Raw genomic sequence first — 24,924 nt, 5'->3', positions numbered from 1 at the left:
TATGTCAACAAAAATCCAAATGAATACCATTGAGGAAGCTATAGAAGATATTCGTCAAGGTAAAGTAATCATTGTAGTCGATGATGAGGATCGCGAAAACGAAGGTGATTTTTTGGCTGCAGCCGAAAAAGTAACTCCGGAAATGATCAATTTTATGGCTACACACGGACGCGGATTAATTTGCACACCGCTTACTGAAAGCCGCTGCAAGGAACTTGATTTACGTGCAATGGTTACCAACAATACAGATCACATGGAAACTGCTTTCACAGTTTCTGTAGATTTAAAAGGACATGGCGTTACAACTGGTATTTCTGCTGCTGACCGTTCAAAAACTGTTCAGTCATTAGTTGATCCAAATACTAAACCTCACGATTTAGCCCGTCCTGGACATATTTTCCCTTTAATTGCCAAACAAGGAGGCGTTTTAAGAAGAACAGGACATACTGAAGCTGCTATAGATTTTGCACGTCTGGCGGGATTTAAACCTGCAGGTGTTATCTGTGAAATCTTAAATGAAGATGGTACAATGTCGCGTTTACCTGAATTAATAAAAGTGGCCAAAAAATTCAATTTAAAGTTAGTTTCAATTGAAGATTTGGTTGCCTACAGAATGCAGCACGACAGTTTGATTGTCAAAAAAGAAGATTTTGATATCGAAACCCGTTTTGGGACTTTTAGACTAAGAGCATACGAGCAGACTACAAACAAACAAATTCATATCGCTTTAACAAAAGGAACCTGGAATCTTGGTGAACCAATCTTAACGAGAATTCACTCTTCACAGGTTAATAATGATTTATTGGGTACTTTAACGAATAATGCCGAACAGCAGTTAGATGACATGTTTAAAGTAATAAATGAAAATGGCAAAGGTGCTGTTATCTTTATTAATCAGGATATGACGGCCGTAAATCTGTTAAACCGAATTTCTGAACTTAAATCATTACAGGCGCAAGGAACTTTGAAAGCACCAAAAGTAATCATTGATAGTAAAGATTACGGTATTGGAGCTCAAATCCTTCATGATATTGACATTTCTAAGATTAGATTAGTTTCTAATACTGAGCAGACAAAACGCGTTGGAATGATTGGATATGGCCTTGAAATCACTGAATATGTAACTTACTAATATGGGAACTGTAGAAGAAAGAATTTTAAAATCGGAGACACGTATTTTTAAAGCGGTTTTCCCTAGCACAACAAATCATTACGATACTTTATTTGGCGGAACTGCGCTTCATTTAATGGACGAAGTAGCTTTTATTTGCGCTACTCGCTTCAGCCGTAAAAAAGTAGTTACAATTTCTACAGGTCAAATTGACTTCAAAAAAGCAATTCCAGCAGGAACCTTAATTGAATTAGTAGCAAAAGTCGACAGTGTTGGAAGAACAAGTTGTAAAATTCATGTTGATATTTTCATGGAACAAATGTATTCTGAACTTCGCGAAACGGTAGTTTCTGGAACTTTTTCGTTTGTCGCAGTTGATGAAAATAAAAAACCAACACCAATTTTAGACGATTTAGAATAATTTTTCAAAAAAGCTCATTTTCGGAAATACTGATAACTAGATACTTGAAAATTATTTAAAAAAAGTTTCAAAAAAAGTCTGAAAAAAGTTTTGAGAACCGAAAAACCGTCTTATATTTGCACCCGCAATCAGGCAATGAGAGCGACATACTGGAGAAATGGCAGAGCGGTCGAATGCGGCAGTCTTGAAAACTGTTGACTGTAACAGGTCCGGGGGTTCGAATCCCTCTTTCTCCGCCAAATGAAGTTTCAGAAGAAACTTTAAAAATTAAAAGCCTTTAAACATTAGCGTTTAAAGGCTTTTTAGTTTTTGCATACTTTTCAAAAAGCACATGCTTTATCAAAGAATGGTTACCCTATTAGTTACCCAGTTTTTTTTTGCAGGCATGGTTTTATACAATCAATTGATTCAATGCTTTGTTTTGATAGAAATTGAAACGTACAAACCTACCCGTCAGAATATTGGACAATTGCAGATGTTTGTAAATTATTATGAACGCATTAAAAAAAACGACAACGCTACCATAGAAATATTGCTGTGCGCTTATAAAAATGTTGGAGTAGTATGAACAACCAGTTTTCTTTTCTTTCTGAAAATTTCCAAACCCCTTTTTGCTTATAACCAGCTTCATAACTTCCTTCCAATTCCATTTTTCCTTTATAGAAATAATCGTTTTGTATTTCTATAAACAATAATGCTCTTTTAGTATATTTTCTATTTACTGGTTGTTTATCCTTTTTCATATATAGAAAACATTTTTATTAAAATGAAACAATTATAAATTCACTTCTTCGGTTTGCCTGATGTTCTTTTTCTGTACAATTGACATTATCTGTACAACGATTCACAGACTGGCTTTCGCCATATCCTCTGCATGAAATTCTATCACTTGCAATTCCTTTTTTTAACAAACCAGCCTGTTGTAGCTTTTGCTCTTTTATTAGACAAATCCATATTGTATTTTTTTTAGATTATCTGCTGTCGAACGAACTTCAATTTTCTTTTTTGGATATTACTGCATTACAGCTAGAACTTTTTCAAGTTCAAAAGCGGCTTTTTTTGTTATATAATTATTAGTCTAAACCAAAATATATTGTAGGCATATTTAAAGTTTTGACTAAATCTGCACCAACCTTAATTGGTTTTATTATTCTCTCTAACTTAACATCAAGTTTAGGATTCTCATCTGACGGATGAATTGGTCGGAGTTTCTGCCGTTTCATAATCTTCTTTTGAAACTCTCTTATGTAATCGATTCTGTAACATTTCAAATCAAAACTATATGAAACCATCTTCGGCTGAAATAACTTCTGCAATTGGCTGATATTTATCGTTAAGCATAATTACTTTTGCACCAGACAATACTTCATTTATCTAAGAGTCCAATACTATTCCTGTTAGTTTTTTTTTTCGCAGAACAATTTTCTTGTTTCCATGAATTTATAAAGATCATCGTTTCCAACTCTGCCTTCTTTATTTGAAAAAAAAAAAAAAAAAAAGAATAATACTATTATTGTTTTAGTTCGTTGGTATTTTAATTTTTGTTAATGATTTTCTATTGAAATACTAAAAAAGTGAATTTGGTGTACTTATACCCCCCTATTCTATCCCATAAATCAGTTTCACAATTGGCAAGCTGAGTTCCTAATACATAAGTGCTCCAAAAAAATTCCGATAACGCAGCTTGAGAATTTACTGCATTTTGACCGCGACGTAAGGAAAAATAAACTATTCCGGGGTTTCATTATAAAGACCTTTCCTGTGGTTTCAGGTGCAGGAAATCCTGCTATATATTATGATTAAATCCGGACAGTTTTTAAATTAAAGGTTTACAAAACGGCGAAGATTTGGGTTCTTCGTTCAAAACATTCATAAAAGCAAAAAATCCTCATCAAATAAATGATGAGGATTCTTAAAAGAAAGGCGACGACATACTCTCCCACAAAACTGCAGTACCATCTGCGCAGGCGGGCTTAACTTCTCTGTTCGGGATGGGAAGAGGTGAGCCCCGCCGCAATAACCACCTTAAGGTCATTCGCTGCTAGCAGCTTTTAATTATTAATTATCAATTATAAATTGTTAATTATCAATTAAACAATATTTTAACATACTGAGATAAAGAAAAGTAAGTTTTTGTTTTAGAAAGTTTCCTCCCGGGCCTTTCGGCCCGGGAAAAGGGTGTACATAAGCTTACGGATTATTAGTACTACTCGACTATGACATTACTGCCTTTACATCTATAGCCTATCAACGTGGTCATCTTCCACGATCCTTAAAAGAAATCTCATCTTGTGGTGGGTTTCGCGCTTATATGCTTTCAGCGCTTATCCCTTCCCAACGTAGCTACTCTGCGGTGCCCCTGGCGGGACAACAGATACACTAGAGGTTAGTCCAATTCGGTCCTCTCGTACTAGAATCAGATCCACTCAAATTTCTAACGCCCGCAGTAGATAGAGACCGAACTGTCTCACGACGTTCTGAACCCAGCTCGCGTGCCACTTTAATGGGCGAACAGCCCAACCCTTGGGACCTTCTCCAGCCCCAGGATGTGACGAGCCGACATCGAGGTGCCAAACCCCCCCGTCGATATGAGCTCTTGGGGGAGATCAGCCTGTTATCCCCGGCGTACCTTTTATCCTTTGAGCGATGGCCCTTCCATGCGGAACCACCGGATCACTATGCTCTACTTTCGTACCTGATCGACCTGTATGTCTCTCAGTCAAGCTCCCTTATGCCATTGCACTCTACGCACGGTTACCAAGCGTACTGAGGGAACCTTTAGAAGCCTCCGTTACTCTTTTGGAGGCGACCACCCCAGTCAAACTACCCACCAAGCACTGTCCCCCGCATAGCGGGGTTAGGCCTCAGATAAACAAAGGGTTGTATTTCAACAATGACTCCACAACGCCTGGCGACGCCGCTTCATAGTCTCCAACCTATCCTACACATCATTTATCCAAGGTCAATACTAAGCTATAGTAAAGGTGCACAGGGTCTTTTCGTCCCACTGCGGGTAAACGGCATCTTCACCGTTACTACAATTTCACCGAGCTCATGGCTGAGACAGTGTCCAGATCGTTACACCATTCGTGCAGGTCGGAACTTACCCGACAAGGAATTTCGCTACCTTAGGACCGTTATAGTTACGGCCGCCGTTTACTGGGGCTTCAATTCAATGCTTCTCCGAAGATAACATCTCCTCTTAACCTTCCAGCACCGGGCAGGTGTCAGGCCCTATACTTCATCTTACGATTTTGCAGAGCCCTGTGTTTTTGATAAACAGTCGCCTGGACCTCTTCACTGCGGCCCTGATTGCTCAGGGCGACCTTTCTCCCGAAGTTACAGGTCTATTTTGCCTAATTCCTTAGCCATGAATCTCTCGAGCACCTTAGGATTCTCTCCTCAACTACCTGTGTCGGTTTACGGTACTGGTACTAATTACCTGAAGTTTAGAGGTTTTTCTTGGAAGCCCTTAGGCGCACTATCTCTTTGTCCGAAGACTCCGAGTACTATCGTATTTCACCAGTTCCTGCGCATTTTACTACAGGACCTATAGCTAGGTACTTCAACGAACTATTCCGTCAGTTCGCGGCGCTTTCATCACTCCGTCACCCCATCACAGTAATTAGTAGTACGGGAATATTAACCCGTTAGCCATCGACTGTCCCTTTCGGGTTCGCCTTAGGACCAGACTAACCCACAGCTGATTAGCATAGCTGTGGAAACCTTAGTTTTTCGGTGTGCGGGTTTCTCGCCCGCATTATCGTTACTTATGCCTACATTTTCTTTTCTAACCAGTCCAGCCCTCCTTACGAAAAACCTTCAACCCTGTTAGAATGCTCCCCTACCACTTGCAATTACTTGCAAATCCATAGCTTCGGTAATATGCTTATGCCCGATTATTATCCATGCTCGTCCGCTCGACTAGTGAGCTGTTACGCACTCTTTAAATGAATGGCTGCTTCCAAGCCAACATCCTAGCTGTCTGGGCAGACAAACCTCGTTCTTTCAACTTAGCATATATTTGGGGACCTTAGCTGATGGTCTGGGTTCTTTCCCTCTCGGACTTGGACCTTAGCACCCAAGCCCTCACTGTTAGTGAACATTATACAGCATTCGGAGTTTGTCAGGAATTGGTAGGCGGTGAAGCCCCCGCATCCAATCAGTAGCTCTACCTCTGTATAACTTTATAACTAACGCTGCACCTAAATGCATTTCGGGGAGTACGAGCTATTTCCGAGTTTGATTGGCCTTTCACCCCTACCCACAGGTCATCCGAAGACTTTTCAACGTCAACCGGTTCGGTCCTCCACTGTGTGTTACCACAGCTTCAACCTGCCCATGGGTAGATCACACGGTTTCGCGTCTAACACTACTGACTAAAGCGCCCTATTCAGACTCGCTTTCGCTGCGGATCCATACCTGAAGTACTTATCCTTGCCAGCAGCGTTAACTCGTAGGCTCATTATGCAAAAGGCACGCCGTCACCCCACGAAAGGGCTCCGACCGCTTGTAAGCGTATGGTTTCAGGATCTATTTCACTCCGTTATTCACGGTTCTTTTCACCTTTCCCTCACGGTACTGGTTCACTATCGGTCTCTCAGGAGTATTTAGCCTTAGCGGATGGTCCCGCCGAATTCAGACAGGGTTTCACGTGCCCCGCCCTACTCAGGATACCACTATCTATTACATTTATTACCCATACGGGGCTATCACCCTCTTTGGCGTCACTTTCCAGTAACTTCCGGTTCTGCATGCATAAAATGTCGTGGTCCTACAACCCCAGCACTGCCGTAACAGCACTGGTTTGGGCTAATCCGCGTTCGCTCGCCACTACTTACGGAATCACTTTTGTTTTCTTCTCCTCCGCCTACTTAGATGTTTCAGTTCAGCGGGTTTGCCCACCTATCGGTGTGCTATATCTTCAATATAGCGGGTTGCCCCATTCGGATATCTGCGGATCAATCTGTGTGTGCCAGTCCCCGCAGCTTTTCGCAGCTTATCACGTCCTTCATCGCCTCTGAGAGCCTAGGCATTCCCCATACGCCCTTATTTTGCTTATTGTACCAATCTTGTTACTTAAAACAAGACCGTTTTTTTTGTTTTTTACAATAAAATTGTAAAAAACGCTTTCTACTTTCTTATTATTTTCTTATCTCAATATGTCAATGAACTTTATCTAGTCAAAAGTCAAAAGTCGTCAAGTGAATCACTTTGGACTTTATGACTTTAATCTTTATGACTAAAATCGTGGAGAATAACGGAGTCGAACCGTTGACCTCCTGCGTGCAAGGCAGGCGCTCTAGCCAGCTGAGCTAATCCCCCAATCTAATTATGAATTGTGAATTATGAATTAGGAATTATTTGTAATTCGTAATCTTTCAACTCTAGAATTTCCTTCTTTTTAAGCTTTTCAGTCTTTTTAATTATCAATTAACAAGTATTAATTGTCAATTCTTAAAAAGTAGTCCCGGGCAGACTCGAACTGCCGACCCCTACATTATCAGTGTAGTACTCTAACCAGCTGAGCTACGAGACTCTGTTTTACTTAATTTTTATCATTTTTTTTAAATTAACAGCAAGAGTAATACAATCTAAAATTCAAAACCTTTAAATTTCATCATTTTTCCTAAGCGTGCATTACTGCTAACACTCAGGCTCTAGAAAGGAGGTGTTCCAGCCGCACCTTCCGGTACGGCTACCTTGTTACGACTTAGCCCTAGTTACCAGTTTTACCCTAGGCAGCTCCTTGCGGTCACCGACTTCAGGCACCCCCAGCTTCCATGGCTTGACGGGCGGTGTGTACAAGGCCCGGGAACGTATTCACCGGATCATGGCTGATATCCGATTACTAGCGATTCCAGCTTCACGGAGTCGAGTTGCAGACTCCGATCCGAACTGTGACCGGCTTTATAGATTCGCTCCTGGTCACCCAGTGGCTGCTCTCTGTACCGGCCATTGTAGCACGTGTGTAGCCCAAGGCGTAAGGGCCGTGATGATTTGACGTCATCCCCACCTTCCTCACAGTTTGCACTGGCAGTCTTGTTAGAGTTCCCGACATCACTCGCTGGCAACTAACAACAGGGGTTGCGCTCGTTATAGGACTTAACCTGACACCTCACGGCACGAGCTGACGACAACCATGCAGCACCTTGTAAACTGTCTTGCGAAAGATCTGTTTCCAAATCGGTCAGTCTGCATTTAAGCCTTGGTAAGGTTCCTCGCGTATCATCGAATTAAACCACATGCTCCACCGCTTGTGCGGGCCCCCGTCAATTCCTTTGAGTTTCAAACTTGCGTTCGTACTCCCCAGGTGGGATACTTATCACTTTCGCTTAGCCACTGAACTTGCGCCCAACAGCTAGTATCCATCGTTTACGGCGTGGACTACCAGGGTATCTAATCCTGTTCGCTCCCCACGCTTTCGTCCATCAGCGTCAATAAACTGGTAGTAACCTGCCTTCGCAATTGGTATTCCATGTAATATCTAAGCATTTCACCGCTACACTACATATTCTAGTTACTTCCCAGTAATTCAAGTTCAGCAGTATCAATGGCCGTTCCACCGTTGAGCGATGGGCTTTCACCACTGACTTACTAAACCGCCTACGGACCCTTTAAACCCAATGATTCCGGATAACGCTTGGATCCTCCGTATTACCGCGGCTGCTGGCACGGAGTTAGCCGATCCTTATTCTTACGATACCGTCAAGCTCCTATACATAGGAGTGTTTCTTCTCGTACAAAAGCAGTTTACAATCCATAGGACCGTCATCCTGCACGCGGCATGGCTGGTTCAGACTTGCGTCCATTGACCAATATTCCTCACTGCTGCCTCCCGTAGGAGTCTGGTCCGTGTCTCAGTACCAGTGTGGGGGATCTCCCTCTCAGGACCCCTACCCATCGTGGCCTTGGTAAGCCGTTACCTTACCAACTAGCTAATGGGACGCATGCTCATCTTTCACCGTTGTGACTTTAATTATAAAGTGATGCCGCTCTATAATACTATGAGGTATTAATCCAAATTTCTCTGGGCTATCCCTCTGTGAAAGGCAGATTGCATACGCGTTACGCACCCGTGCGCCGGTCTCAAAGCCCGAAGACTTCTACCCCTCGACTTGCATGTGTTAAGCCTGCCGCTAGCGTTCATCCTGAGCCAGGATCAAACTCTTCATCGTATATTTTAATATTATATTGCGATGAATATCTATCGGTTCTTTTCGAATCTTTCGATTCTATTACTCTTATTTCTTTTGTTCTAACATCTCTGTTAAAACGGCTGTCAATTCAATATGTCTACGAACGTATTTTTTTGTCTTTCGCTTGTCTCTCAAAGCGGGTGCAAAAGTAGTCAGTTTATCAGCATTCACAAGGCTTTTCACGATTATTTTTTATTTTTTTTAAAACTTTTTTCTAACTTTCTGATAATCTAAAGCTTAGGACTTAAAAATTTAAATAAATATTAAATATTTTTCTTACAATATAAAATTTTAAATAAAAACACAATTAATACATATCAAGTCTTAAATAAAAAAATGTCACGAAAATGTCTTTTTTAGCCGTAAAACAAATAATCAACATAATAAAGCTTTCCTAGAAATTAACAAGAGGATTAAAAAAAAATCATTTTTAAAAGCTTTTCGCAGTTGTTTTATAAAAAATCTATTTCAGCTCCTCAAAACAACATTGAATTAAAACATTAAAAACAAATCGTTCCAACTAAAACTGTTTTTTAAAATTTTCAGATGGCAGAATCATAAAAAAAAACTCAATCAAAATTTGACTAAGAGTTTAAAAAAATTCTTTAGGCTTGTCTATTTTCGTAATTACACTTTTCTTTTTTTTTCAGGAATTTCCTTATTCATATATAAGGATAGTGACAAATATAAGCGTGCCGCTTCTAAAACGTTAGTAATAATGATGTTTTAATAGCATTATTTCCAACAGCAATACTATTGGAAATACAAGTGACGGATGCGGATTTCATCCAACATTGGCATGTGAAACTTTAGCTTTATTATGTTTTTGGATTTTCTTGATCTACAATAAGGAAAAACATTTTATAAAAAGCCCTGATTTTGATTAAAATACAGCCTATTTTGACATCACTTTTCAAAGCTGCATTAAATTTACAAATACTTAAATTTGTATCCGCAACCGCAGGCACAATTGAACCAGTCATAAAAAAGATGAATAAAAAAATAATCAAGATTGATATTTTCAGTCCATTGATTTGTCAAAAAATATAAAAGTAATCGTAAATTATGTTTTTTTTTACGAGCAAATTATCGAAGCCACAACCTTTGTTTCACAAGGAGTTAGTTTCCAAAATTAAAGTTATACACTTGGATAAAAATTATTTCCTTTATAAAACTGTCAAAAAAATTTCTGAAATCAAAAAAACATTCTATATTTGCACCCGCAATCAGGCAATGAGAGCGACATACTGGAGAAATGGCAGAGCGGTCGAATGCGGCAGTCTTGAAAACTGTTGACTGTAACAGGTCCGGGGGTTCGAATCCCTCTTTCTCCGCCAGATGAAGTTTCGAAAGAAATTTTCAAAAAACAAAAACCTTTAGATCTCAAGATTTAAAGGTTTTTCTGTTTTTACTATAAATTACCAATGAATGACATGCAAGTATCCTAAGTATTCGGCACATTTATCTTTAAACTAAGCAGTTTTAGAGAACTGGCAGCTATCAAAAAAATCTGGTATCATAATTATAATAAGATATACAAACTGCCTGTAGTTACATTATTAAATGAATTTAATCATTGGAAATTCATTTAATATTTGTGGAATGATCAATGTCAAGAAGTCTTTTTCCTGATCCAGCAGAACTTAATTCCTTTAAAGATAAAATATTTTCATTACCACGTTTGTAAAAATTAAAGTGGTATTCCTTTTCTGGTGTTATTAATAGTTGTTTTTTTCTTATTTGTAAGAAGATGTCATTATATTTGAGAAATATTCTTTTTAGAATTCAAAAAAATATCAATAAAAAACTTTTTCAAACAAAATAAGTAGAATTGTAAAATATAAAAAATGAAATTCAAATTATTAGCTTTTTTATCGCTATTATCTGGAAGCTTATTCTCTCAAGAAATGAATAAAAAAATAGATGAATATATTAATTACATAGAAACTAATAATGGCGGAATTGGCAGCTTGTCAATATATAAGAACTCACAAGAAGTTTATAACAGAAGTTTTGGACAAGATAAATTAATTGGTGTACATTATAACAAAAATACGGAATATCATATTGCTTCTGTAACGAAAATGGTTACCGCGATTTTAGTTTTCAAATTAATAGAAAATGACAAATTAAAATTAGATACTAAATTATCTGATTTTTATCCAGAGATACCTAATTCAAAAGTGATAACAATTAAAAACATGTTAGAGCATACAAGCGGATTGGGAAATTTTGCAATAAAAGATGGTGTTGTCTGGGTAACCCAAAAAGTAAGCGAACAAGAAGTTTTTGACGAAATAAAAAGACAGGGTGTAAGTTTTCAGCCAAATGAAAAGGTTGTCTATTCAAACTCTGCATACCTTCTATTGAGAATGATAATTGAAAAAATATATAATACACCTTATAATAAAATTGTTGAACAGGAAATAATAAAACCTTTAAAACTTAAAAATTTTGCGTCAGTAAAATCAAATCCAAAAAACACTTTTAATTCCTATAAATTCACAGAAAACTGGACTGAAATTAAAGATATTGAATACTCTAATGTAATAGGCGTTGGAGACATTTCAAGTACGACTAAAGACATGAACATTTTAATTAATAATTTGTTTCAGAACAAATTAGTGAAAAGGGAAACTTTAGAAATCATGAAACCCATTGGAAAAGATGAATGGGGAAGAGGTTTAGCGCTGTACCCTTTTAAGGAGAATATTTTTTATGGACATAGCGGCGATGTACTTGGTTCTCATTCAATAGCTTTATATAATGAGAAAGATAAAATATCCATATCATATTCTACAAATGGAGAAAGAATTCCCACTAATACTTTTATAGAAGTCCTGATAAATATTATTTACGACAAAGAGTTTAAGCTGCCTGAAATTAAATAGAACAAGTCAAATTATTTCTAAAATAAAAATCGAAAATGACATTGAGATCATAGTATTAACTATGTCATATTTAACTAGTCCTGAAATGGGCAAAACTTTCAGGACTAGTTAAAAAATTAAAGAATCTCAAATACAATTGCTTCTACTGCACCTGTAGCTGAATTAATAACACCAACATCTGTTTTTACTTCTGACATTCTCACCCAGACGCCTCCATAAAAATCTCCAAATCCAAATGCTCCCCAGATAAGTTTATGCGGAGTCCATTCATTGTGCCTATTGGGAGCTGCAAAGTCAACAGAATCACTAAACTCCTGAGCTATAAAAGCACCATTTTCCAAAGCTTTTTCTAACACTTCTTCCCATTCATCCGTATTGGTAAATTTGCCAATAAAAACATCTTTTCCCTGATATCCTCTTGCGGCTTTTATCACGAATCTGCTTTTATTTTTTTTGAGTAATTGTGAAAGATTATATTCTACACCTTTAAAAATAGTAGTCTTGTTTTCAACTGGCGAAGTCCAGGGAATATGGCTAAGCATTAATTCATTGTCTCTTGCTGAGAATTTTCCAGACTGAGCTAATTCTCTCAATATGGCCAAATTTCTTTTATCGCCAAGCATCCTTAAACCTACATGGTCTGGAAAATATATTTTATCCATTATGAATGCCCTGAAAATTGCAGGAGTAATTTCTACATCTAATGCTAAAATTATAACTCCATGAATAACCGTATCTTCAAAATATAAGTCCCCATCGATAAGTTCTAACGAATTTATATTAGCCGAATATGCCTGACCTTCTAATCCTTGATTCTTTAATTCCTGTCTGTAGAAATTGTCAAAAAAAGATAAGTTTTTCTCTCGGTCTACAGTTTCAATATCTCTCATATCAATAAACAAATTGAGCTTCTTTTTGTCTCTTCCTACTTGTTTTCTGATCTGTTCAATAAGATATTCCATGTAAATTTTAAGAGTATTTCTTGTCTTGTAATTGTCTGATTTATCTTCATCTGACAACTCAGGATGATTTCTTCTAATGACAGATTCCAAACTATGTATCTGCCATCCTCCTAATGAAGATCCCATGTTGGCTTCTAAAACTTTAAAGCCATCCTCTGTGTAAGTCAAATCTAATCTGCACCCAACTTCAATGTTTTTTTCATGGCACATCATTCCAAATTCGGCAAGTATTTCATTCCCATCAAAATAAAATTCAGCAATTTTTTTTATGTCATTATTAAAATATAGAGACGGAATTTTATTCAGCAGTTTTGGCAGTCTATGAGAAAGCTCATTTAGCTGTTCAGTCATTTCTTTATTAATGAGTATGGGCCATGATGTAACAGGATACTCATAATTTTTGAAAACTTCAGGAACTGATTCATCATTAGTATCAATCCTTGAAGGAAATTGATCATTGTATCTGAATTTTGAAAATTTATCCGAAAGGATCGTATATTCTTCTATTATATTTTCTAGCATAATAAGTTCTTTTATTGTTATTTTTTTATCGAATTATGTTGAAGATTCTACTGGTTGTTTTTTAGATGATTCCCCAATAAAATAAATAAGTGGCAAGCAGTATGTTTGAAAAGATTACTGAAAAGGCAATTCCTCTTTCTCTGGTTTTTTTAACCGTAAAAACAAAATATGCCAACGTTAAGATCAGACAGCCTAAAAACAAGAAAACCATTGAGAATATATAATTGAAATTTTCCGGCAGTCCAAAAGCCAAAATGAAAAAGTTTTGTTTTGATACTTCTATTATTGCCATAATCAGATTTACAAAAAGAGCTAATCCAATGATCGAAGTAGTAATTAAACATATTCTCATCACTTTATCCTGTATTGCAGGGTATCGTTTTTTGATTATTTTTATGAAATACGTTAAAATAAAAACCAGCATAATTATTAAAGCTATAATAAGTGGAAATAAGAATATTAAATTAAATTGTCCAATACTGCTTCCTGCTTTTGACACTCCTTTATTGATTATAACTCCGGTTACAAGTTTAATTTCTTTTGCTTTCTTAAAAGCATCCAAATCGGGTTTTTGCTGAGGATTATTAATAAACTTCTGTGCCACTTCACGTCCAATTGCTGTAAAGCTTGGTACATGTCCATAGGTTTTTGCATTAATATTATAAGCATTTTTAAATTTTTCGGCTGTCTTTTTTCCATTTGCCTGTGGTGTTATGGGATCAAACTCACCTGAGAAAACCAATACTGGAAATTTAGCTGCAGAAAGATTTGAGAGATCATAATGTTTTACTGCACTTTCATTTCTTTTTTTATTCCATGCTTCACATACTTTAAAATCAGATTTATAGAAAGAAATTCCCCCGCTTAAACCTCTAAATTTTGACGCTTCGCTTTTATATAAAGAAAAATCGTTGTTAGGCAGTGCTTCATTACAGCTTACACAATAGTAAACGCCATAATCCATTTCTAATAAATTTGAAAAAGCACTTACCAGATTTCCTAATGATTCTCCTTTTCTTTCATGAAACTGATAAATTAATACCGGAATAACTTCTACAAGCTGTTTATTGTACAATGCCTGCTGAATTGCTACTTTAAAATCTTCCGCATTATAAGTAAATGTGCCTGTTGACACGAGTGATTTGTCGACTTTTACTGTAAGAGGATTTTTCTCCAAATCGGCAATAACTTCGTAATATACTTTTTCTAAATTAGGATATTCTTTGTTGTAGTTTTTGTCATTTTTACAAATATCAAATACCTTTTGCAGACTTGTCATATAATTAGAGGTATTGTCTACATAATACGTTGAAATATCATTTACAGCAGAATCTAAAACCAATGATTGTATATCTTTTGGATAAGTACTGGCATAGACTTGTGCAATGTAAGTTCCATACGATACGCCATATACATTCCATTCTTTATATTTTAAGGCCGTTTTTAAGGCATGAAGATCATTGGCAATAGAAAAACTATTATACGAATCGATATTTATTCCCCTGTTCACAAGATCCTGTCGGCATAACATTGCAGCATTTGTCTTTTGTTTTTCATCATCTTCTTCACTTTGATTCCTTGCCAGAATTTCTAAAAACTTTTTACCCAGATTTTCAGATAATCTTGGTTTACAGAATCCTGTACCGCGAACATCAAACACTACAATGTCATTATTTTCCCGAAGAGGATGATTCATCCAGGTCCATACATTTGAGATACCAGATGCGCCCGGGCCTCCTTGTATAAAAACAATTGCTTTTGAAGATTTCTCGTTTGAAGTTTTCTTTAAAACAGTTACAGCAATCTTTATGGTCTTTCCATCTTCAGATCCCCAGGTTTCAGGAACATTAAGATATCCCCAGACTATTTTAGAATCAGAATCTTTAAATTGAGATAAATGAGGTGCGCTTTTTTCAAAGGTCACAGTTTGTGCTTGTAAACCGCTCAAAATATTTACCACTAAAAAAAGAATAAGGATAATTGTCGCTTTTAATTTCATAATATTTCTTTTTAATGTTGTTTTTAGAATCGTTGTTTAGAAATTTAAACCAATCTCAATTTTCCTTTCTTTTTCAAAAGATAATTCGATATCTAATGAGCTTACAGGAACGTTAGGGTTTTTAATAATTTCAGCTATTATTTTTTCGTATTTTAATGTGATTAATTCAATTGTTTCAGCGCTGTAACTTGAGGCCGAGTAACTTATATTTCCAGTCAATTTTTTGCTGTTTACAGTAAAAGTGATCAACAATGGTAATCGGCTGTAGGCTTCTTTTATTGGCGCTATCTGCAGATTAAGGTCTTTATTTATGTAAATGTTATTATAATCAAAAGATGGATTTTGGAGTACTAACAAAGTATCAAACCTTAATTTTGACTGTATAACTGCTGGTATATCCTGATGCTCATCAATCAATAATAAATTTTGATGCATTTGATTCATGATTTCGAGAACAGTTTGGTTTGAATTTATTTGTGTTCTTAATGGTAATGTTTTTACATACATTCCTAATTGATTGTGCAATTCAGAATTTGTTCTTCCGGAATTAACTGTTCCTACACAAAAATCATCTTTCTCATACATTTTGTAAATCAAGACATTAAATGCATTAACCAAAAAAGTGTGAAGTGATACATTATACTGATGAACAAAACTTTTTAATTGTGCATTTTCAACTGATTCATACCTAAAATCATGGCTGCCTTTTAAATCTTTTTCTTCGATATTTTCATAATCAAAAGGCACATTTTTATTCCATGAATATCCTTTGAGATAGTTTTTCCAGAAATCAAAGTTTTTTTCGTGATTACTTTTCAGCTCTTTTTCATGCCAAACTGCATAATCTTTAAACTGAAATTTTAATTCTGATTCTTGTTGTATAACTTGTTTTTCTCTGGCTTTGTATTTGCTGACAAAATCTTCAATTAATATCTCCAAAGACCAGCCATCCATTATAATATGATGTGTCGAAAAAACAAGGTAAGACTGCCCGTCACTTCCGTGAAAAAATGAAACTCTAAAAAGCGGTTCTTTCTCCAGGTCAAATTCTGTATTTATATACTCATTCAGCGCATCGGTTATGTGTTTTTCATCATAAAAGAATTCATTAATCAAGATATTCGCTTCTTTTTTACTTGTAATTATCTGGTGCGGAATCCCTCCTATCGCAATAAAATTTGTTCTCAATACTTCATGTTTCTTTTGGATTTCATGAAATATCTGATCGAATAGGGCTTTATTCAGTTCTCCTTGAATTTTAAATACTGCCGACATGTTGTAAGCTGTCGATTTTTCTTGTTGCTGCGATGCCAGCCAAATATTGTATTGAGAGGGAGTTATTGTATAATAGGGCTCTTCATTACTAGTCTGGATATTTACATCTTTTACAACTTCTTTATTATCAAGATATTTAGCAAGTTTTTGAACTGTAGGATAATCAAACACATCTTTTAGGGTAATTCTATAATGCAGTTGTTCATTAATTAGATTTATTAGTTTTACTGCATTTAAGGAATGTCCTCCCAGTGCAAAGAAATTATCTGTAATACTAATTTCTGCTTTTATTTCTAATACTTCTGTATAGAATTTGTAAAGGCTTTTCTCAATTGCTGTTACAGGCATTTCGTTTGAAACTTCAGATTTGGCAATTGTTATTTTGCGCAATGAAAGCTCTTTTCTGTCTATTTTTTTATTTGGAGTCAGCGGAAATTCATCTACCTGCATTATGGCATGCGGAATCATGTATTCCGGTAATTCTTCTCTTAAAATATTGACAATAAACGAAGGGTTAAATTCTTCATTTTCAAAAATTAGATAAGCAATAAGTAAAGATTCCTGTTCTTTGGATTTTTGGGCAACAACAACAGATGCTTTTACATTTTTTATCTGATTTAATCTGGCTTCAATTTCACCAAGTTCAATTCGATAACCTCTTATTTTTACCTGATTATCATTGCGCCCCATGAATTCTATTTCTCCATTTTCGTTCCATCGTCCCAGATCCCCTGTATTGTATATTTTTTGATTTTGGTCAAACGGACTTTGAACGAATTTTTCATTTGTCAATTCTTCATTTTTAAAGTATCCCTGTGCCAGACCATCTCCGCCAATATAAATAGCTCCGGCAGATCCGATAGGAAGCAGCTTCATGTATGAATCAAGAATATATAGCTGGGTATTATTGATAGGTTTACCAATATTTGAAGCTTCATTGGCCTGCATAATATTTTTACAGCTTGACCAAATTGTTGTTTCTGTAGGTCCGTACATATTCCATAATGCTCCGTTGGTCTGTCTTAATTTTTCAGACAATGTTTCGCTTAGCAAATCTCCTCCGCATAAAATTTTCAGCGATTTATTTCCTTTCCATCCGGCATTATATAACATTTGAAAGAAACTAGGTGTTGCCTGAATTATTGTTGGTTTTAAGTCTTCTAAAGCTGTTATAACTGCAAAAGGATCATCTAAAAGTTCTTCACTTGCAATATAAAGCGCAGCACCGCTGATTAATGGAGCAAAAAATTCAAGAATCGAAATATCAAAAGACTGTGTTGTTACTGAAAACAAATAATCTTGTTCTTCAATTTTTGGCTGCTGCTGTATGCTGATTAAAAAATTAAGCAGGGCTTTGTGACCAATTGCAACTCCTTTAGGATTTCCTGTTGATCCTGAAGTGTATATAATATACGCCGTATTTGCAGAAGGCACAGTTTTTAATGCATTTTGTTTTTGATCTAAAACCTCATCTGGCAATAATTCAATGTCTATAATCTGCCTGTTTAAACCTATACTTTGATTTAAAATTTCTGTAGAAATTACCTGTTCTACACCGCTGTGATCAATAATATATTCTAAACGATCTTTTGGAAATGAAGGATCTAAAGGAATATAAGCATTCCCTGATTTCAAAACACCTAGTAAAGTCGCCACGAGATCTGCAGAACGATTCATAAGAACTGCAACAGGTACCGGCTCATCTTTTTTAATCTTTTTTTGCAAAAAGAATGCAACCCTATCCGAAAACAAATCCAGCTCCTGGTATGTAAATGTTTTTTCCTGATCTGTTAATGCAATTTTATTTGGAGTTTTTGCTGCCTGCTTTTTAAAAGAATCCAGCAATGTTGTTTCTGAATCACAATTAAATTCTGTTGCATTGAATTCTTCCAGTAATTGTTTTTTCTCAATTGCCGTAATATATTCATATTCTGAAAGCGGTTTTTCTGTACTTTTTATTATTTCAGAAAGTAATGTTTCAAAATGAGATCCAACTCGGGAAATATCTTCCTGACTAAAATAATTGACATTGTAATCAAAATCTATCTTTACATCTTCTAATGCATCAAACTCGCGAATATAGATTGCCAGAGCTACTCGCTCAGAATGATGAGAAAGCGGGATTACCTTTGTAATGGTATTAACAAAGTGATCTGCATAATTTTGTTTTTCATAAGACAATGTAATGTTAAAAAGCCTTTCATTTTCCTGAAATAAACCCAGCTCTTTTACTAATCTTCCTAAAGGAAATCTTTGATGACGATAATCCTGACGAAGCTGTTGTTTGATATTTTTAATAAGTTCTTCAAAATTATCTTCCAACCCAAATTGAACTCTTAACGGGGACACTCCCATAAATAATCCAACGGTTTTTTTGAATATCGATTTTCCTCTGTTCAGGACTGGAAGCCCAATTGTAAAATCTGTATTTTGATGTTTTTTTCCAAAATAGAGGTATAAAACACCAAGAATAACATGAAAAGTTGTCGCTCCTAAGTCTTTACTTCTCTGCTCTAATTGATTATAAACGTTACGTTTTATAATAATTTCTTTTCTTTTGCTTTGATTAGGTTTACCAGTATTTTCTTTTACTTCGAGTAATTGTTCCGGAAGCTGCTTAAATCTGTTTTTCCAATAGTTTTTGTCATTTTCATAATCTTCAGATAACAAATAGGCTTCATCATCTAAAATAAAATCTTGATAAGAGTAAGGATAAACAGAGGTTACATTTCCTGAAAGTGAAATTTCATTGTAATTTTTCACTAATCTTTGAAACATTAGAGATGTTCCCCATCCATCTGTAATAATATGATGATATACAGAAAATAAATAGTGCTGCTTTTCGTTTACTTTTATCAAAATAAATTTGTGCAATAATTCTTTGGTATCTAATTTAACAGATACCTGAAATTTTTCCTGCATAAATTGGTTTGCTTCTAAATCTGGATTTTCATCACAGGAAAAATCCAGATATTCTAAAACCGAATCATGATTTTCAACAGTTTGAATTGTTACCTGGTCTCCAGATTTTTGTATAATGCTTCTGTAAGAATCATGCTGGTTAATTAGTTCGATGTATGCCTGATTTAATATTTCATAGGAAACATCTCCATCAATGGAAATCTTTGCCCCTATGTTATAAATAGGATCATCAGGATACATAAGCTGCTCAAAATAAACATCTTGTTGAGGAAGTGTAAGTTTCATTTTTATAAAAAATTAGGCTGAGAATTCCCTGCAATCTTTATAGGAATAAAGATTGTAAGAATAATTACCGGTTAAACTTTAGTTTTTATCAGGCCCAGATATTCTCGGCCAATTCTTCTTTGCTGGTAGTTTTAATTTCTTTGACAATATTGCCATAATCAAATTTTATGATTCTGTCTGCCAAATGAAAATAGGCATCATCATGTGTAACTGCAATAATCGTTTTGCCTTCTTCTTTAAATTTTGGCAAAAGAAATTCATAGAAATATTTTCTAAAATGCGGATCCTGATCTGCGGCCCATTCGTCTAAAACCATTACGGGTTTTTTCTCTAACAAATTAAAAATCAACGACATTCGTTTACTTTGACCTTTAGAGAATTTTCTTCTTATAGACGAATCTTTATCATCTGTAATGATTCTATCCATCTCCATTGTTTTTAATAATTCGACATAATCTTTATTATTCTCTAAGGTATAATCGTCGTAATTTTTAGAAAACAAATGATTATCTGTAAATACGGCTGCAATAAGGTCTTGTATATTTTCTCCCCTGTCGCTTTTGTCATCTATTATAATTTTTCCTTCTGTAGGTTTGTAAAGTCCAGTAAGCAGGTTTATAAAGGTGCTTTTTCCAGACCCATTTCCACCCACTATAAAGATGGTTTCGCCTTTTTGAATGTTTAAGCTTATTGGTCCTAACTGAAAAGATGAATCTTCATCTTTGCTTGGATAAGTAAATTCAACATCGCTAAAATTCAGGGATTGAAAATCATTCAGGGTTTCATTTTTAGGTGCCGTTTCTTCAATAACTTCAAAATCTTTTATAAAATTCGAGATTCTTGTATTGGCAACAAAAAATCGAGTATAAAGCTGCTGTAAGTTGATGATATTGTTTATAGGCCCAGAGATAAATAAAATAATTACGACATACGAAATAACATCTTCTCTTGAAAGGAGATCAAGTGCCGGCAGTACAAATAAAATTACAGATACAACAAAATACAATCCGTATTGGCTTATTAGGTTAATAGAAAGAAAAACATAATTTATACTAAAATCAAGATTCATTGCTTCATCTCTGTTTGGAATAATAAATTTGTTCAGTAAGTTATCTCTTCTTAAAAAACTAACTTTTAACTCCTTAAAACCTCGTATAACATCATCTACTGATTTGTAATATCCATCATTGTATTCTCTTAATTGATTTACTCTTTTAGACATTGCATTCATTACAATAAAATAGCAGGCTCCTACCATTACAATCAAGCTTACTACTATTAAGGCAGATACCAGCGAAAGTGTAAACATATAGATTAAACAAAGGATAAGCATTAATAGCGAATTAATTGTATGTGTAACAGTATAAGGCAGTAAAGAAAAGGTTCTTAAATCTTCGACAACCGTATAAAATCTCTGCGATCCGTATTGTTCCAGTTTTAGCAATGGAACGCTTAATATTTGTTTGAAAATTTTCTTTTCATTTTCATAAAGCATATTAAATGAAAACTTATTGAGCTTTTTTTGAAAAATAACATTTAATAAATACGTATATACAAGAATAGACACAAACACAATTCCCATATAGTCAGTAAGGAAAGCTTTGTTTCCTGCCATTACATTATTGATTATATATACAATCGAGAATGTTAATAAGGTGTTTGGCACAGCGTATAAAAGGAGATAAAAAATTTCTCGTTTTTTTATTTTTAACATGATAAGTAAGGTTACGTTAATTTCATTTTTAATTCTACCCTTTCTGCGTCGAGCTGGTAGATTATTTTTTCGATTTCTGAAGATTCAATGCTGCTTCCAAAAATTTCGATTATCCTTAGCAGTAATCTTACAATTTTGACTGCTATGTATTGTTTTTTCTCAATATTATGATTGGCCGATAATGTTTCATTAAACATAAAATTTAAGCTTCCTAATATGTATCTAAATTTCATTGAAAGGTTTTCTGAAATTAAAACATCATCAATCATAATAGGTTCCAGATCATTTTTGTTCTGAATTTTAGTTTTTATTCCCAATATATACACATATCCATCTGATATACAATAAACTTCTTTTGCTATATTATTCATCCTTTTAAAATTTAATTGTTAAACCTTATATTCTAAAATTTTTAAATTGTCAATAAATCCCTTTTTTTAGCCGAAAAAGACTTGTTTAATATCATTGCTATTTGATCTGAATGGGGATATATAAAAAAGTGGTTTCCTTTTAAAACATTGTATCTAAAATCCGAATCTGTAAATATTTTCCAATTCTCGATTTCACTGCATGTTTCTTCTTCGGTTCCCATCAGGGCATAAATTGGAGTATTAATTACTATGCCTTTTTCTAAAAAGGGATCTTTTTCCAGACATTCAAAATCAGCCCGGATTATAGGGGCAAAAAAATCGTATAATTCGTTATTTTTCAGGACTTCTTCCGGAACGCCTCCAAGTTCTCTTAATTCTTCTTTAAATTCAGAATCGCCTAATAAATACGTCATAAAGTTTTTTTTCTTTCGTACTCCCGGGCCTGCATTTCCTGAAACAACTAATTGTTCAGGAAAATGTCCCATTTTTTCTAACCTTGCCACTACGCTTAGTCCTAATGTGGCGCCCATACTATGTCCGTATATTACAAAAGGATTTCCGTTTCGTAATTTGATAATCTGACGACAGTAATCATCTATTGCTTCTTCTTTTAGTTTGATAAGTTTTTCATCCATTCTTTTACCTCTTCCCGGTAATTCGAGAGCAATAGACATAATACTATTATTAAGTTTGTTTTTAAGAAAATCAAACGAAAATGAACTGCCTCCTGCGAAATGCAAAAAAAATAACTGGTTTTTCATGATACATACTGATTAATTACTTCTTTTTCTTTCTTCTTCATTTCCAAAATTTCTTTTTTGAGATTTAATCTTATCATTTCCAAACATATAGTTTAAAGAAATTCTAAAATATCTATTGCTTGGATAGGAAATGTAATTTTGATTTATACCGTTAATCTCTGAAGACATTTTTCTAACACTGGAGTTAAAAATGTCAAACAATCCCATAGAAAGATTCAGGTTTTTTATTATAGATTTATAAGTAAATGCAAGATCCAGAGATGATGCCTGTGAATACTCGAATAAATTATCTTTATAAGGCGAATTGTACCAAAAATTAAGTTCTCCTATGATTTTTCCATCTTTATCAAACGTAAAAATGTTATTAATTGAACCATAAAATTCAAGACCATTTTTTAAAGATGCATTTACATCATTATTTGTTTTATTAGAAACAGAATAATTTAAGAACAAAGTGTTATCTGTTTTCCACCAGGAAAAAATTGGCAGCTGATAATTTTCGGTCAATGCAAAGCCATAATTTGTATAAAAATTTTCCTGAGTAACTATTTGTTCCTGAGTACTCTCATCTAATTTAAACACAACTCCAAAAGCATTTGTTTTTGACATAAAAGAAATCTTCGTGTTTAGGTTTTCTTTGTATGTATGCGAAAATTCAAAACTATCTATAAAAGCTGGCTGTAAATTTGGATTTCCCTGTGATGAAACATTGCTGTTTACAAAATAACGCAACGGATTTAGTAAAGAATAACTAGGTCTCTGGATTCTTCGTCCGTAATTAAAACTAAAAACATTGTCTTCATTTTTTTGATATGAAAAGAATACGGTTGGGAAAAGCTTAAAATAATCGTTTTTATTAATCTGATCTAATTTTTCAGATTCTCCTGTTGTTTGCGTGTATTCTCCTCTTAACCCAATTTGAAGGTCTATTTTTTGGTTAATTTTTTTGGTTCCGGTAAAATAGGCCGCCTGAATATTTTCTTTATAATTAAACTCATCTGAAAGTTCAGGATCTAAAACCGGGCTTCCTGAAATAAGATCGTAGTAAATATTATCGTTGTTTGTTTTTATAAAACTTATTTTGGCACCGTATTGAAAATTAGCAAATGCTGAAGGATGTTCTACATCTATTTTTGCATTGTAATTGTCTATGTTTTGATTAACATTTGAATTGTTTGCAAAGTCAACATTCATGAATTCATTATCTGTGTTGTATTTATTGGACAATAAATTACTATGTACATCGCGGTTGTAATTAAGGTAATCGACATTAAAAATGATTTTTTTACCTAGTGTATCCAGTTTTCTTTCATAAAATAAATTAACTGAATGGTTGTCTTTTTTTCCGTCTAAATTTCCGTTTGCTTTTAAGTAGTAATCAATTTCATTAGAGCTGTTGTAAATGTCTGTATGAATGTTGTCTTTCAGGTTCGATTTTATAAATGCTCCAGAATATTGAATTCCAACTTTATCATAACTGCTCATATTATAATCAAATAAAAGTCTTGTCGAAAAGCTGTTTTCATTTTGCTTTTGATGGGTTTTTAATTTAAGAGGTGAATCTTTAAAATAAATCTCCATACGCTGGTCTATAAAAGTATCTCCATAATCATATCCTGTAATAAAAGACAAGTTGATTTTATCTTTTCTGTAGCTGAAATTATTATTAAGCGACTGTTTACCATATTTAGCCTGAATATGTGTTGCAGAGATATTATCACTCCAAGAATCTTTTTTAGATCTTTTAAAAATGATATTCACTATTCCGCTGTTTCCTTCTACTTCATATTTTGAAGAAGGATTAGTGATTACTTCAATTTCTTTAATATCTGTTGCAGAAATAGTTTTTAAAAAGTTTTTTAATTCTTCTCCTGTCAGCTGCACCATTTTTCCTTCTATCATGATTCTAACACTGCTTTTTCCCAGCATAACAATTTCATCATTTTTAAGAATTAAACCCGGCGCTCTTTTCAAGGCATCAAACCCGTTTCCTACACTTGCTATTGGGCTGTTCTGAACAGAAAAAATAGTTTTATCCAGCTTTCTTTTTATCAGACTGCCCGAGTTTTTAATTACCACTTCTTCTAAAATATTCTCTTTTCTTTTTAAGATAATTGGTTCAAGCTGTATATCATTTTCTGCAGAAATCTCCTGAAAAAAAGATTCATAGTCCAGATAACTAATTGTTATTTTATAAATTCCTTTTGAAACATCAAATTCAAAAGAACCGTCCTGCCCTGTTACGATTTCTTTTACAGTAACATCTTTATCATCAGACAAAATAACATTTACATTAGATAACAAGCCTGTTTCATCTTTTATAGTTCCGTTTATTTTTACCTGGGAAAAAGAGAAAAAAGGTATGATGATCAGTAATATTAATATTGTGTTTTTCATTTCTTTTTTATTTAATTAAGTTTCTCTCTATTTACTTGTACAGAGAACTTTTGGCTTTGTTGTTTTGGCTCTTACATTAATATTATTACTCCAT

14 protein-coding genes, 4 tRNA genes and 3 rRNA genes are annotated in these 24,924 nt (G+C 34.5%); 6 read left to right on the top strand and 15 right to left on the bottom strand.

What is annotated here, in order from left to right; all coding sequences use genetic code 11:
• Position 1: 1 nt before the first annotated feature.
• The 4 genes from ribB (at position 2) to FJOH_RS26535 (ending at position 2,100) form a co-directional block, all read left to right on the top strand.
• Complete coding sequence (gene ribB / locus FJOH_RS11010; RefSeq protein ID WP_012024177.1) at positions 2 to 1,132, top strand: 3,4-dihydroxy-2-butanone-4-phosphate synthase; 1,131 nt, start codon at positions 2 to 4, stop codon at positions 1,130 to 1,132.
• A 1-nt stretch (position 1,133) separates the two neighbouring features.
• Positions 1,134 to 1,532, top strand: a complete 399-nt coding sequence (locus tag FJOH_RS11005; protein ID WP_012024176.1) for an acyl-CoA thioesterase — start codon at positions 1,134 to 1,136, stop codon at positions 1,530 to 1,532.
• 151 nt (positions 1,533 to 1,683) lie between these two features.
• Positions 1,684 to 1,771: transfer RNA gene (locus tag FJOH_RS11000), tRNA-Ser, on the top strand.
• A gap of 92 nt (positions 1,772 to 1,863) precedes the next feature.
• Complete coding sequence (locus tag FJOH_RS26535; RefSeq protein ID WP_081432668.1) at positions 1,864 to 2,100, top strand: PDDEXK nuclease domain-containing protein; 237 nt, start codon at positions 1,864 to 1,866, stop codon at positions 2,098 to 2,100.
• Here FJOH_RS26535 and FJOH_RS26960 read toward each other — a convergent pair.
• The 8 genes from FJOH_RS26960 to FJOH_RS26805 all read right to left on the bottom strand — a co-directional run bounded on the left by FJOH_RS26960 (position 2,051) and on the right by FJOH_RS26805 (position 9,741).
• Positions 2,051 to 2,275 carry a hypothetical protein gene (locus FJOH_RS26960; RefSeq protein ID WP_044047673.1) on the bottom strand — a complete coding sequence of 75 codons (225 nt, stop codon included), beginning with the start codon at positions 2,273 to 2,275 and terminating at the stop codon, positions 2,051 to 2,053. The two genes, FJOH_RS26535 and FJOH_RS26960, sit on opposite strands and share 50 nt — an antisense overlap.
• Before the next feature lie 18 nt (positions 2,276 to 2,293).
• Positions 2,294 to 2,443: an OmpA family protein gene (locus FJOH_RS26955; RefSeq protein ID WP_159436652.1), complete on the bottom strand. Its 150-nt coding sequence runs from the start codon at positions 2,441 to 2,443 to the stop codon at positions 2,294 to 2,296.
• A gap of 1,007 nt (positions 2,444 to 3,450) precedes the next feature.
• Positions 3,451 to 3,560, bottom strand: a 5S ribosomal RNA gene (gene rrf, locus FJOH_RS10985).
• 152 nt (positions 3,561 to 3,712) lie between these two features.
• Positions 3,713 to 6,596: ribosomal RNA gene (locus FJOH_RS10980) — 23S ribosomal RNA — on the bottom strand.
• A 187-nt stretch (positions 6,597 to 6,783) separates the two neighbouring features.
• Positions 6,784 to 6,857: transfer RNA gene (locus FJOH_RS10975), tRNA-Ala, on the bottom strand.
• Positions 6,858 to 6,997: 140 nt separating this feature from the next.
• A tRNA-Ile gene (locus tag FJOH_RS10970) sits at positions 6,998 to 7,071 on the bottom strand.
• Between the two features lie 125 nt (positions 7,072 to 7,196).
• Positions 7,197 to 8,710 (bottom strand): 16S ribosomal RNA (locus FJOH_RS10965).
• Together the 16S, 23S and 5S rRNA genes with 2 tRNA genes alongside form the textbook arrangement of a ribosomal RNA operon.
• 839 nt (positions 8,711 to 9,549) lie before the next feature.
• Complete coding sequence (locus tag FJOH_RS26805; RefSeq protein WP_143160143.1) at positions 9,550 to 9,741, bottom strand: hypothetical protein; 192 nt, start codon at positions 9,739 to 9,741, stop codon at positions 9,550 to 9,552.
• Positions 9,742 to 9,980: 239 nt separating this feature from the next.
• On the opposite strand from FJOH_RS26805, the gene FJOH_RS10960 reads away from it, so the two are divergent.
• Both FJOH_RS10960 and FJOH_RS10955 read left to right on the top strand, forming a co-directional pair.
• Positions 9,981 to 10,068, top strand: a tRNA-Ser gene (locus FJOH_RS10960).
• A gap of 510 nt (positions 10,069 to 10,578) precedes the next feature.
• A complete protein-coding gene (locus FJOH_RS10955; RefSeq protein WP_012024175.1) occupies positions 10,579 to 11,622 on the top strand; it encodes a serine hydrolase domain-containing protein in 1,044 nt (347 codons plus the stop codon).
• Positions 11,623 to 11,738: 116 nt separating this feature from the next.
• On the opposite strand, the gene FJOH_RS10950 is transcribed toward FJOH_RS10955, so the two are convergent.
• The 7 genes from FJOH_RS10950 to FJOH_RS10920 all read right to left on the bottom strand — a co-directional run bounded on the left by FJOH_RS10950 (position 11,739) and on the right by FJOH_RS10920 (position 24,830).
• Complete coding sequence (locus FJOH_RS10950; protein WP_012024174.1) at positions 11,739 to 13,106, bottom strand: ATP-grasp domain-containing protein; 1,368 nt, start codon at positions 13,104 to 13,106, stop codon at positions 11,739 to 11,741.
• 61 nt (positions 13,107 to 13,167) lie between these two features.
• Complete coding sequence (locus tag FJOH_RS10945) at positions 13,168 to 15,105, bottom strand: alpha/beta fold hydrolase (protein WP_012024173.1); 1,938 nt, start codon at positions 15,103 to 15,105, stop codon at positions 13,168 to 13,170.
• Positions 15,106 to 15,141: 36 nt separating this feature from the next.
• Positions 15,142 to 19,587 (bottom strand): non-ribosomal peptide synthetase, encoded by a 4,446-nt coding sequence (locus tag FJOH_RS10940; RefSeq protein WP_012024172.1) that lies wholly within the window; start codon positions 19,585 to 19,587, stop codon positions 15,142 to 15,144.
• 88 nt (positions 19,588 to 19,675) lie between these two features.
• Positions 19,676 to 21,301 (bottom strand): cyclic peptide export ABC transporter, encoded by a 1,626-nt coding sequence (locus FJOH_RS10935; RefSeq protein WP_012024171.1) that lies wholly within the window; start codon positions 21,299 to 21,301, stop codon positions 19,676 to 19,678.
• Positions 21,302 to 21,312: 11 nt separating this feature from the next.
• A complete protein-coding gene (locus FJOH_RS10930) occupies positions 21,313 to 21,672 on the bottom strand; it encodes a hypothetical protein (protein WP_012024170.1) in 360 nt (119 codons plus the stop codon).
• Between the two features lie 41 nt (positions 21,673 to 21,713).
• Complete coding sequence (locus tag FJOH_RS10925) at positions 21,714 to 22,433, bottom strand: thioesterase II family protein (protein ID WP_012024169.1); 720 nt, start codon at positions 22,431 to 22,433, stop codon at positions 21,714 to 21,716.
• A 12-nt stretch (positions 22,434 to 22,445) separates the two neighbouring features.
• On the bottom strand, positions 22,446 to 24,830 hold the full coding sequence (locus FJOH_RS10920) for an outer membrane beta-barrel family protein (RefSeq protein ID WP_012024168.1): 2,385 nt from the start codon (positions 24,828 to 24,830) through the stop codon (positions 22,446 to 22,448).
• Positions 24,831 to 24,924 lie beyond the last annotated feature (94 nt).

The sequence above is a fragment of the Flavobacterium johnsoniae UW101 genome (assembly GCF_000016645.1).
Classification (GTDB): Bacteria; Bacteroidota; Bacteroidia; order Flavobacteriales; family Flavobacteriaceae; genus Flavobacterium; species Flavobacterium johnsoniae.
This window is presented reverse-complemented; position numbering and strand designations above follow the sequence as displayed.

What these genes read in the sequence shown, in the direction of transcription:
- FJOH_RS10945 (WP_012024173.1), bottom strand. Translation starts at nt 15,105, where the DNA reads ATGAAATTAAAAGCGACAATTATCCTTATTCTTTTTTTAGTGGTAAAT.
- FJOH_RS10940 (WP_012024172.1), bottom strand. Translation starts at nt 19,587, where the DNA reads ATGAAACTTACACTTCCTCAACAAGATGTTTATTTTGAGCAGCTTATG.
- ribB (WP_012024177.1), top strand. Translation starts at nt 2, where the DNA reads ATGTCAACAAAAATCCAAATGAATACCATTGAGGAAGCTATAGAAGAT.
- FJOH_RS10950 (WP_012024174.1), bottom strand. Translation starts at nt 13,106, where the DNA reads ATGCTAGAAAATATAATAGAAGAATATACGATCCTTTCGGATAAATTT.
- FJOH_RS11005 (WP_012024176.1), top strand. Translation starts at nt 1,134, where the DNA reads ATGGGAACTGTAGAAGAAAGAATTTTAAAATCGGAGACACGTATTTTT.
- FJOH_RS10925 (WP_012024169.1), bottom strand. Translation starts at nt 22,433, where the DNA reads ATGAAAAACCAGTTATTTTTTTTGCATTTCGCAGGAGGCAGTTCATTT.
- FJOH_RS26960 (WP_044047673.1), bottom strand. Translation starts at nt 2,275, where the DNA reads ATGAAAAAGGATAAACAACCAGTAAATAGAAAATATACTAAAAGAGCA.
- FJOH_RS10935 (WP_012024171.1), bottom strand. Translation starts at nt 21,301, where the DNA reads ATGTTAAAAATAAAAAAACGAGAAATTTTTTATCTCCTTTTATACGCT.
- FJOH_RS10920 (WP_012024168.1), bottom strand. Translation starts at nt 24,830, where the DNA reads ATGAAAAACACAATATTAATATTACTGATCATCATACCTTTTTTCTCT.
- FJOH_RS10955 (WP_012024175.1), top strand. Translation starts at nt 10,579, where the DNA reads ATGAAATTCAAATTATTAGCTTTTTTATCGCTATTATCTGGAAGCTTA.
- FJOH_RS10930 (WP_012024170.1), bottom strand. Translation starts at nt 21,672, where the DNA reads ATGAATAATATAGCAAAAGAAGTTTATTGTATATCAGATGGATATGTG.
- FJOH_RS26535 (WP_081432668.1), top strand. Translation starts at nt 1,864, where the DNA reads ATGCTTTATCAAAGAATGGTTACCCTATTAGTTACCCAGTTTTTTTTT.